Here is an 11,219-nt window from a genome sequence, read left to right as displayed (position 1 = left end):
TCGTACAGCAATGCCTTGAGCTCGATGTTGGACAGGTGGGCCAGGTCGGGCGGGAAGATCCCTGCGGGGGCGGCGCGGCCGACGTCCAGGGGAAGCCGATGAAAGTTACATCCGAGCGATGCCTCGGTGCACCTGGAATGTCTCCCGTCAGAAGGCGAAGATGACGCCTCCGGTCACGCGGCTCACGGAAAAGGTCCACGCATGGCGGCGAAGGCCGCCGGTCCGCGGGGTCATCGGCGCCGCCACCGCAGCGGGGCCGGAGGCCAGGGCCGACGCCCCGCGGCGGCCACCCTGATGGTCCGCCGGCCTCCACCTCGCGGCGAATCGGGCATGCGCATTCCAACCTCCCTGTCGAGCCGAAGCATGACCGATGACCATTTCGGCGTCCAAGAGTCGGGCTTTGGGACGTGCCCTCGACCCGCCGAATGGACTTTTTCCCAGGGATTATCACAAGGCCTCAAACCGTGAATCCCTTTCGCTCACGGACGTTATTACGGCGAAATCCGTGATTCAACCCCCGAAGCCCTGTCCACACCCGGCCACCGGCTTCACAAGGGAACAATTGAAAGGCGTACTTTCTCCGGCGTCCCGCCAACCGGGCCCTCATCAGCGCTTTCACCTCGCGTTCCGCGGGCGAATTTATTATTTTCCCAACATTCGAGCGCTTCCCGTGAAACAGGTCACAGTCCGCGGGCCACGGTGACACCCCGCGCGGAGGGACGCCCGGGCAGCCGTACCGGCATGGAGTCATCGTGACGCCAAGTTGACGCCACATAGCGCTTGCCGTGACGCCAATGTCCGTGTCATGCTGACGCCATGCACCTGGAGTCGTACGTCACAAAGCTCCGCCAGGAGCTCGCGCTCGCCGCCGAAGCGGGCGGCAACGAGGCCCGCGAGCTCGCCGAGCGGCTCACCGCCCCCCTGGAGTCGTCGATCCGGCTCGCCCTGCTGGACGCGCTGTCGGCCGCCGCCGAGGAGATCACCCGTGAGCTCGCGCCCGGTTCGGTGGACGTGCGCCTCCGCAGGGGCGAGCCCGAGTTCGTCGTGGAGCCGCCCCCCGGCGGCACGGAGGAGGAGACCGCCGTAGCCGTGGCGCCCCCGGCGGAGCCCGCTCCCCCGGTGTCCTACGGCACCAGGGACGGCGCCGTCTCACGGATCAGCCTCCGCCTCCCCGACGAGCTGAAGACCAGGGCCGAGCAGGCCGCCGAGCGAGAAGGACTCTCGGTCAACGCCTGGCTCGTCCGCACCATCGCCGAGGCCGTGGAGCGTACGGGCCGCGAGCGGGACGTCCGCAGGCGCTCGTCTCCGCGTGGCGACCGCTACACCGGCTGGGTCCGCTGAGCCGGGCCCCTTCACCATCACCGACCAGCGGCGGGGTCCTCGACCCTGTGACCAGAGAGGCAGCACCATGCCCACATTCGCCAGTCCCGAGCCGATCTCCGCGACACTCGAGGCCTCCATCGCCGAGGTCCGCGTCACCGCCTCCGACCGCACCGACACCGTCGTCGAGGTGCGGCCCGCCGACCCGTCCAAGGCGAGCGACGTCCGGGCCGCGGAGGAGACCACGGTCGAATACACCGACGGACGGCTGGTGATCAGAAGGGCGAAGAGGCGCGCCCATCTGGTCCTGGGCCCCAAGGACGCCGCCGTCCAGGTCGACGTCGAGCTCCCCGCAGGCTCCGGCCTGCACGCCTCACTCGGAATGGGCAACGTCCACTGCGCGGGACGGCTCGGCGACTGCGAGATCTCCAGCGGCGCCGGCGTCATCTGGGTCGAGGACACCCACACGCTGCAGGTGCGGACCGGCGGCGGAGATGTCACGGCCGGACGCGTCGCGGGAGACGCCAGGCTCACCACGGGTGTCGGCGAGATACGCCTCCGCCGCGGCGGCGGCACCATCACGATCAAGACCTCCTCCGGAGCCGCCTGGATCGGCGAGGCCGTCGGCAACACCCGCGCCCGCTCCGCCAGTGGCGACATCGTGATCGACCAGGCGCACGCCGACGTCGACGCGAAGACCGCAGCGGGCAAGATCCGCATCGGGGAGGTCTCCCAGGGCGCCGTCGTCATACAGACCGGCGCCGGTCAACTGGAGGTCGGCATCCGCGAGGGCACCGCCGCCTGGCTCGACGTCCACGCCACCGCCGGAACCATGCACAACATGCTCGACTCGACCGACGGCCCCGGAGCGGCCGACCGGACCGTGGAGATCCGCGCCCGTACCGGACTCGGTGACATCGTGATCCGCCGCGCCTCCCTGACCGCCCACGAGTGAGCCCCGCACCGGCCACCATCCACTGAAACCCCGCACCGGCACCCATCCACTGAACCTCGTACCGGCCCCGTCCGCCCAACCCCCGCCGGCGCCGATCCGCTCAGCCCCGCACCGGCGGCCATCCGCCTCTGGCCCGCACACCTCCCCGGCCACCCGGGACCGGGGTTCCCTTCACGGCCACGCTTTCTGATCCGCCCCTCGATGGCGAACCCGGCTCGGTGCGCGGGCCCCCGGCTACCGGACGGCTCCCCTTCTCACTGCCTCATCCGGACCCCTCTTCTTCCCTTACCGCGGCATGCCGCGTTGTGACGTAGCTGGAAGGATCATGACTGCAGCCATCAAGGCCACAGGCCTGCGCAAGTCGTTCGGCGACAAGGTCGTCCTGGACGGCATCGACCTGTACGTCCCGCGAGGAACGATCTTCGCGCTGCTCGGCCCGAACGGCGCCGGCAAGACCACCACCGTCCGGATCCTGACCACCCTCATCGACGCCGACGCCGGCCGGGTCGAGATCGCGGGCCACGACCTCGCCACGGATCCCGACGGCGTGCGCGCCGCGATCGGCGTGACCGGGCAGTTCTCCGCCGTCGACGACAAGCTCACCGGCCGGGAGAACCTCATCCTGATGGCCGACCTGAACCACCTCGGCAGGACGCGGGGCAGGCGGCGCGCCGACGAACTCCTGGACCGCTTCGATCTACGGGAGGCGGCCGGCAAGCTCGCCGGCACCTACTCCGGTGGCATGCGCCGCCGCCTGGACCTGGCCATGACCCTGGTCGGCGACCCGCAGGTCATCTTCCTCGACGAGCCGACCACCGGCCTGGACCCGCGCAGCCGCCGCACGATGTGGCAGAGCATCGAGGACCTCGTCGCCGGCGGCGTCACCGTCCTGCTCACCACGCAGTATCTGGACGAGGCGGACCGGCTCGCCGACCAGATCGCCGTGCTGGACCGGGGCAGGCTGGTCGCCCAGGGCAGCGCGCAGGAGCTCAAACGCCGCGTCCCCGGAGGGCACATCCGCCTCCGCTTCGCCGATCCCACCACCCTCGGCCGCGCCGCGCACGTACTGGACGACGCGGTCGCGGAGGACGCCGACCTCACCCTCCGCGTTCCCGGCGACGGCAGCGTCCAGGCCCTGCGCGACCTGCTCGATCGGCTCGACGCCACCGGCCTGCGGCCCGAGGAACTGCAGGTCCACACGCCCGACCTCGACGACGTCTTCCTCGCCCTCACCGGCCGTACCGACACCCCCCAGGAGACCTCCCGATGAGCACCCTGTCGTACGCAGCGAGCGACTCGGCGACGATGCTGCGCCGCAACCTCCGGCACGCCATCCGCTACCCCTCACTGACCTTGAGCGTCGCCGGAATGCCGCTCATCTTCCTGCTGCTCTTCGTCTACGTCTTCGGCGGCGCGATGGGCGCCGGAATCGGCGGCATGGGCGGCGGCCGGACGCAGTACCTGTCCTACATCACCCCGGGGATCGTCCTGATGACCTTGGCCTCGGGATCGATCACGACGTCGGTGGCGGTCTGCGTGGACATGACCGGGGGCATCATCGACCGGTTCCGCACGATGGCGATCTCGCGGGCGTCCCTACTGACCGGGCACGTCATCGGCAGCGTGATCACCACGATGTTCAGTACGGCGCTCGTCCTCGGCGTGGCCGTGGCGCTGGGCTTCCGACCCGACGCCGGCCCGCTCGAATGGGTCGCGGCGGCCGGCGTCCTGACCATGGTGACGTTCGCGCTCACCTGGCTGTCGGTCGCCTTCGGCGTGTTCGCCAAGTCCCCGGAGAGCGCCAGCAACCTGCCCCTCCCCCTGTCGCTGCTTCCGATGATGGGCAGCGGCTTCGTGCCGACCGACTCGATGCCGTCGGGCCTGCGCTGGTTCGCCGAGTACCAGCCCTTCACCCCGATGATCGAGACGCTCCGCGGCCTGCTGACCGGCACGGCGATCGGCCACAGCGCCGCCGTCTCCGTCGCCTGGTCCGCCGGCATCGCCCTCGTCGGCTACGCCTGGGCGAAGACCCGCTTCAACCGGGCCCGTACCCACTGATCGCTACTACGTTAAGTATTCACATCCTTGCGCTCGGTAGTCGAAGGTGTGAGGCTTACCCCCGTCAGGGTCACAGCCATCGATCACTTCGGGAGATCAACGTGCGAAAGAAGACACTGGCGTTGGCCCCGGCGGTCACCGCCGGCATCATCGCCCTCTCCGCCGCCGCGGCGCAGGCGTCGACCATCGTCGTCTACGAGGGCGACCACTACTCGGGCCACTCCATCACGCTCAGCAAGTGCGGGATGAGCAACATCCCCGAGCGGTACCACGGGTCCTACAAGTGGTACGCCACCGGACAGAGCGCCCGGATGTACAACCAGCCGAACGCCGAGGGCGTGGTGCACTTCGTGCTCAGCTCCGACCGGAACGCCGAGCAGGCGACGCCCTTCGGCTGGGAGAGCATGTTCATCGAGTGTTGTGGGGTCTGGGTGGCGCCGGGTGCCCCGGACCCGGGGCGCGGCCCGATCCCCGTTTCGCGACGGCGTGCGGCTGCGCACCTTCAGCACAGCCGGGAGCGTACGGCCCGGATCTCGTCGTCCCGCAGGCCCCCGTCGCGCAGGTAGGCGGCGGCGTCGAACGAATCGAGGACGGCGAGCAGGGCCTCCCGCTCGGTGGTGCCATGCCGGGCGAGGACGTGCAGCGTGCAGAAGCGCGGAGCGTTCAGCGCCATGTGCCGGTTGCTGAGCTCGTAGTCGGCGATGATCTCCTCGGGCGGCACGCCGGCGAGCAGGAGCAGCAGCATGCTGACCAGGCCCGTCCGGTCCCGCCCTCCCCCGCAGTGGACCAGCACGCCGCCGGGCCCGGCCTGCGCCACCGCTCTGACCGCCGCCACGCAGCGTTCGACCTTCCGCTCCAGGAAGATCGGGTAGTAGAGCGGAGTCCCGTCCAGGTCACCGGCCTTGATCAGCTCCCACATCGCCGTGTCGGCGACGTCGTCCAGCGGGACGTGGACGCAGGTCAGCGGAGGTGGCGGAACGACGGACCGCTCCTCGTCATTGCGCAGATCGACGATCGTGCGGATGCCGTACGCCATCAGCTCGGACCAGCCCCGCGGAGTGAGCCGGTCGAGCATCCCCGACCGCACCACGGCGCCGGACCTGATCACACAGCCATCCCCCGTCCGTAACCCGCCGAGGTCCCGAGCGTTGACGGACCCTTCCCACTCAAGAGGACGCATGGTCGTTGAGATGCCTCACGGCATCGCGTTGTTCGGACCGTCCTCCCGCCGCCAAGAGGTCGTCGCGGAGCCGGACAGAAGGCTCGACGCAAACCCGATTCGCGTAGCCGGCCCGCAGATTTCGACCCGCTTCGCACCTCCGATCACCGAGCATCCAGCGCAGCGGAGGCATGGTCCGGAGACCGAGAAGCCAGACCAGGATCCGGGAGGATGGAGCGAGGCAGGCGGCGACGAGTGCGGAGACGAGGGCCGCAACCATGACGCTGGTGTCGGTGCACAACTTCGGCCTGGGACCTGGAGCCGACTGCCGGCAACCGTCACGCATTCTCGCGTCACTGCGATTCTGCGAGCTCCGATTTCGCTCAAGTGACCGGCGTGACCAGATCGGCGAGGAGTCGCTGTGTCTCCGCGTCGACCGCATAGACGACCACGCCACTCAGACCGCGGGTCAGGAGTACGTGGTAGATGTTGCGCACAAGGCGGTCGAACTGTTCGTCGGTTACTGACCGGCGCGTAAGATCCTTGTCTTTGCTCGCCTCCCGTACGGTGATGAGACGACCATTTCGGGCGACGAGATCGGGGCCGATGATCACACCAGCCCAGTCATACTCAAGCCCTTGGGCGGTGTAGATGCAGCCGATCTGATCGAAGCCGCCGTCGAGCGTTGCCCAGAAGGCGCTTGGCGGCGCGTCTCCTGCCCAAGCGTTACTTTTGACGTTCCAGGGGCGCCGCCAGTCATCGATGACGACGTCCAGGGGTAGCGTCTTGTCGTCATTAGGCTTGTTCCAGGGCCAGCAGTATCCTGCGGCGATACGGGCGGTTCCATGGTTCTTCGTCTTGGCTTTGAGAATGTCCTCGAGTTCCTGCGGTGACGGGGCGAGCATCACCTCAAAATCCTTGTCCCCCCGCCAGGGCTCGGGTGGCGAGTCTTCGTTCCACTGGCTGTCTTCATCGCCCAGGCCAAGTAGCCTGCGAACCCACATGTCGTACTCCGGAGATCCTCCGCAGCGCCACTGATCTTCGAGCTTTACATGTTCATATTTGACGTTGAGTCGCTGAGCGTAAGCCTTGATCGCCGCTACGGTCCCGACCTCGCCGGGTTTCACCACCTGATGTTCATCCAACAGGAAGACCGGCACTCTGGCCGAGTCAATGATCGTTTCAATCTGCGGCCGGGAGCTACGCCATTGAGCGCGGAACCGATCGAATGACTTCTCTCGCGCGCGGTGAGCTTCGTCGGCGATGATGACGTTGAGCTGGTTCTTCCTGTTCGGCTGAGCGAACTCATTGAAGTACTTGAACAGGGAGGTCAGGTCTTTTTTGGAGACCGCACGGCGCAGCGTCTCGGTGAAAGATCGTGATCCGGCAGCGTAAGCCGTCTTCCCAAGCTCACTGTGCAGATGAGCCAGCAGCGTAATACCGATAGCGCTTTTTCCGCTGCCCGCGCCACCGGTGATGATTACCACGCGCTTCGTGTTCGCTTGGAAAGCTTGATCGACATGGTGCAGGACCTTGCGGTATGCCTCGTGCTGCCGATCGAGCAGGACGAACCTGTCGCGTCCTCTGAGGATGTCCGCAGCCCGGTCGGTGAGATGCTTGTTCGGCCGTATCTCGCTCCGCAGGAACCTATCGGCCGCCGCTCTGCCGGATTCGGGAGCGAACCGGCCGCGAAGATAGGTCGCGAGGTCGCCGCGGTCCGTCTGGCTGAACAACTGGACCTGCTCGCCGACGGCTCGTGGCATGAGCTTCTCCACCCGGTCGCGAGGCGCGTTGTGCAGGTACACGAGTGCCTGAAGCGCATCCGTGTGCTCCTCGAAGGCGGCGCAGTTGGCTGCGATCTGGTCGCGGTACCCCTTGACCTGATCGATCGGATTGAGAACGGGGTCGTAACGGGGATCCGGCAGGACCATCGTGTCGTCGTCCAGCAGCTCGACGTCGTCCCACTGCTTCAGCTCTACGATGACGAACGTATCCCCGCCGGTGTACAGATCGACCCCGGCGAGGACGACGTCCGCGCGCTTCCTCGGCTGGTGTGGGATCGGGTACTCGACGATCACCTCGACCTGGCCGAGACCCGCATCGATCAGATCGTTCGCCAGGATGGGAAGGCTGTTGCGCCACGCCCGCCTTTCGCGGGCGCCGACGCCTGCACCGGTCTCAGATCGGATGGCGGTGGCCATCGTGTCGATGAGGGACTGTTCGGCGAGGGATCCGCTGGTCAGCATCTCGAACAGTGCGCGCGCAGAGCAGCGGTAACCAGGCCGTGGACTGTCGGCCACTCTTCCCCCAGCAGGCACGAAAGGTCTCGTGCGGGTGGGGGCATGTCCGTGATCGCAAGATCAGGCGGAAGCCCGTCGGGCCGCGTTCCAACCCACGCAGCCTACATAAGTCCGACGACATGGCGTATGTAGACGGTGAGGCATGCGCCGGTTCGCCCGCGGCCGGCAACGGTACGTGCGGCTGTAGTGCTCGAAGGCGAGCGTTGCACGCGATCGACCATCGAGATCGGTTGGGCAAGGCGCTTGTGTCCGCCGTGGATGCGGCCCTATCTGCCAGGAGGAAGCCAGCGTTGGACATGGGCTCTGGGAGTTTCAGCGGCGACATGCCACAGCCTTCGCGTGGCGTCCCACCGGGCTTTCACCAGACGTTTGGCGTCACCTTTCTCGTCGAACGGGACGTTGAGGTAGAGCCGTCCGTTCAGGACGTCACCCGCTGAGACGCCGTCGGCAGCCGATGCGGCGTCGGTGCCGGCCGCAGGCGTTCTGCGCCACGGCGGAGGCGTGCGTGCGGGGCGCTCCATCCGCGCCCGTTCGACGATTCGACGGACGCGTTCGCAGGCGCCCGGATCGGTGATCCGCATCATCAGATCGGTCGGGCCGGTGTTGGCCAGCAGGTTCAGCGAGCCATGCCAGAGAACGGTGTCGTCGATGATGAGCACCTTCTCATGCATGCGTTCGCGTACGGACACTGTGCAACCGGCCGCACGAAGGTCTTCCATCAGGTGCGCTCCGGTAGTGCCCGCCTCATGGTTCCGCGTGTGTACCGTGACGTCCACGCCGTCAGAGATCCGTTCTGCGAGGTGCCGCAGCCACCGTCGTACCGGGACCGGGTCCAAGAAGGCACAGTGGATCTCGATGCTGCGCCGGGCCTGTCCGATGTCCCACTCGACGGCTCTCTGGACCTCGTCGGCAGGAAAGAACGCCGGCCTGGCCAGCTCCTTCTCGTCCAGGCCGGCAAGGTCGGCTGCGCTGCGGAAGGGGACCAGATCGTCAACCGGAAGCGACTGGGCGTGGCGTTCGAGATAGCCGAGCATTCGCGCCGCTTCGCTGCCGGGCTCCAGGTTATGGTGCAGGAAGTCGACGTCTGCGACCACCACGAGGTGGTCCTGGGCTCGGCTCAGCGCCACATTGAGGAGGCGACAGGTGGTCGAGGACAGACCGATGCCTTCGTAGAAGTAGCCGAGCTTGTCGCCTGCTCCGGCGACGGTGTCGATAACGACCAGAGGGCGCTGGCTCCCTTGAAACCGGTGGACGGTGTCGACCAGGCCCTCACAGTCCTGACCGAAGCGGTACTTCAGGCTTGTCTTCAGAGCGTTGACCTGGTCCCTGAAGGGGGCGATCACCGCCATCCGATCCGTCGGTCGTTCCCCTTCAGGGAGATCCGACCATTTGCGGGCTGGAAGGACGGCGTCGTACTGGAGACCACGGATCAGCTCGTGGATGACGGCCTCATGCACGGGATTCGACTTGTGGCCGCTGCGCCGGTCTCCGTTAGGGATCCGCCGAGGCGTGCTGTCGATCAGGACGAGCGGGCCTTCGATCAGCGGTGACGCGGGCAGCCTGCTGTAGTCGTTCCGTCCCGTGCTCAGCGGAGCGTCCGGATAGGCGACCGTATTAACGACCTCGCATATCGCCGGTCGCATCCGGTATTGCCGGTTGAGGGAGACCATCCGGGGATCGGTGCGGACGGTGCCCTCGACGTCCACCAATCCGGCGGCATGAAAGGCATCACGGTCCATCCACGTACGAGAGTGGTCCCGGTCCTCAGGCTTCACATCGCGTCGGCTCGAACCGTGGGTGACGGCGGGAAGCTGCCGGAAGTCACCCGCCACGACGACGCGCTTCCGCGCCATCCCGGCCGCACACCAGGCAGATGGCAGATCGACCATCCCGGCCTCGTCGATGACCACGACGTCGACGGTCTCCATCAACTGCCGGGACTGAATCGCCTTGGCGATCGTGGCGCCCATCACCTGGCAGCGCTTACGAACGCCTTCAGTGATCTTTTGGCGCTCCTCCTCGAGACGAGTGAGGCGTTCCCGGAGCTTGGCGGCCTCGTCCTGCAGCCGATCGGCGCCGTCTACCCCGTACAGCTGAATCTTCAGCTGGGCGAGACGGGACTCCGCCTCCTCGATGGCGGTGACGCACCGGCCCCGCTCGATCAGCGCGTCGTTCATCTGTCGTCTGTGTGCGATCGAGGCGTTCCGGTGACCGTGGAGCTCGCTACGAAGCCGGTCGATCTTGTCCGCCTTGCGCTGGGCCCGCAGACCGGTCGGTTGACCGACGGCGATCATCTGGTGTTCGACGTCGGCTGCTTTCTCTTCCGCCATGGACGCGAGGCGTTCTGCCGCGGTGATGGCCTGATCAGCTTCAACCCGCTGTGTGATCAGGGTTTGTCGCTCTTCTTCGGTTCGGCGTGCCGCATCATGAAGTTCGAGGCCGGCCCGTACGGTGTCCAGACGCTCGGTCGCGTCGGTGATCTGTGTCGTGAGTTCAGCGGTCAGCCGGGCGGCAAGGCGCGCCGGGCTTATCTGCTCACCGTATTTCTCGGCCAATGAGGCGATCTCAATGTCACCTGCCCGCTGGACCAGCCCTGAGTCGAAGCCGTCCTCTCCACTGAGTCGTTCACACATACGTTCGAGTGCCTGATCGACGGCGACTTTGGTGGGAGCCAGAAAGAGCACTCGCTCACCCTGTCGATGGCATCCCTCGACGATGTGTGTGACGACGTCGGTCTTGCCGGTCCCCGGCGGTCCCCAGATGAAGGTGATCTCGCTGGCGAGTGCCTGCTCGATTGCTTCGCGTTGGCGCTCGTTGAGCCGAAGGCCGCCATAGCCCGGGATGATCTGTCCTGGACGGGAACTGCGAGCGGTACGGGGGCGCCCCCGGCCGACCAGCCAACCGGCGGTGTTCAGATTCAGTGGACCGCCAGGGTCACCTGCCTGTTCCAGGCGCTCGGCCAAAGCCTCCAAGCCGGCGGTGTCATCTTCGCGGAGTTGAGCGTTCTTCGGTTCAGCACCGAGATCGGCCGTGGTCGCCACCAGGATCTTCCCGTCGGGCATCCGTGAGGCCTGTGCGGGCACCCACCGATCCCGCGACCGCGACAGTCGAATCAGAAGCCTCTTCCCGCTGAACGATTCCTTCCACTTCTTACATGCGAACAAGTACTCGAAATCGTCGGTGGTGCCGCCGACGCGTTGGCCACCATGCAGAGCGAGCTTTTCCCCTCCGACTCCATCGTCGACCAGTACGGCCTCGATTTCGGCGCGCACTGCACGAAGAAACTCCTCGACCGGAAATGGACTCTTCTGTTCCTCCGGCATGCCGCCCCCGCATCTTCTCGGCCCTATGCGTCCACTCCGCGATTAACCAGCAGCAGGATATCCGCCATGTAGTCAGGTTCACGCCAGATGCCGCAGGCACCACA

Annotated in this window: 8 protein-coding genes; 5 read left to right on the top strand and 3 right to left on the bottom strand. The window is 66.8% G+C overall.

The features are described from left to right. The first annotated feature begins 816 nt into the window (after positions 1-816). The 5 genes from NE234_RS15530 to NE234_RS15510 all read left to right on the top strand — a co-directional run bounded on the left by NE234_RS15530 (position 817) and on the right by NE234_RS15510 (position 4,899). Positions 817-1,341, top strand: a complete 525-nt coding sequence (locus NE234_RS15530; protein ID WP_252780966.1) for a toxin-antitoxin system HicB family antitoxin — start codon at positions 817-819, stop codon at positions 1,339-1,341. A 67-nt stretch (positions 1,342-1,408) separates the two neighbouring features. Continuing rightward, positions 1,409-2,275 (top strand): DUF4097 family beta strand repeat-containing protein, encoded by an 867-nt coding sequence (locus tag NE234_RS15525; protein ID WP_252780965.1) that lies wholly within the window; start codon positions 1,409-1,411, stop codon positions 2,273-2,275. Positions 2,276-2,600: 325 nt separating this feature from the next. After that, a complete protein-coding gene (locus NE234_RS15520; protein WP_252780964.1) occupies positions 2,601-3,545 on the top strand; it encodes an ATP-binding cassette domain-containing protein in 945 nt (314 codons plus the stop codon). Further along, positions 3,542-4,333: an ABC transporter permease gene (locus NE234_RS15515; RefSeq protein ID WP_252780961.1), complete on the top strand. Its 792-nt coding sequence runs from the start codon at positions 3,542-3,544 to the stop codon at positions 4,331-4,333. Before NE234_RS15520 ends, NE234_RS15515 begins: the two co-directional genes overlap by 4 nt. A 101-nt stretch (positions 4,334-4,434) precedes the next feature. Continuing rightward, entirely contained in the window at positions 4,435-4,899 is a 465-nt protein-coding gene (locus NE234_RS15510; RefSeq protein WP_252780957.1) for a MiAMP1 family antimicrobial peptide, read from the top strand. Here the strand turns inward: NE234_RS15510 and NE234_RS15505 are convergent. The 3 genes from NE234_RS15505 to NE234_RS15495 all read right to left on the bottom strand — a co-directional run bounded on the left by NE234_RS15505 (position 4,836) and on the right by NE234_RS15495 (position 11,115). After that, positions 4,836-5,513, bottom strand: a complete 678-nt coding sequence (locus NE234_RS15505; RefSeq protein WP_256528775.1) for a tyrosine-protein phosphatase — start codon at positions 5,511-5,513, stop codon at positions 4,836-4,838. The two genes, NE234_RS15510 and NE234_RS15505, sit on opposite strands and share 64 nt — an antisense overlap. Positions 5,514-5,875: 362 nt before the next feature. After that, positions 5,876-7,738, bottom strand: a complete 1,863-nt coding sequence (locus tag NE234_RS15500) for a DUF2075 domain-containing protein (RefSeq protein ID WP_252780955.1) — start codon at positions 7,736-7,738, stop codon at positions 5,876-5,878. Between the two features lie 320 nt (positions 7,739-8,058). Further along, entirely contained in the window at positions 8,059-11,115 is a 3,057-nt protein-coding gene (locus NE234_RS15495; RefSeq protein WP_252780953.1) for an AAA domain-containing protein, read from the bottom strand. Positions 11,116-11,219 lie beyond the last annotated feature (104 nt).

This window comes from Actinoallomurus rhizosphaericola, assembly GCF_024055675.1.
In the GTDB taxonomy this organism is placed as follows: Bacteria; Actinomycetota; Actinomycetes; order Streptosporangiales; family Streptosporangiaceae; genus Actinoallomurus; species Actinoallomurus soli.
This window is presented reverse-complemented; position numbering and strand designations above follow the sequence as displayed.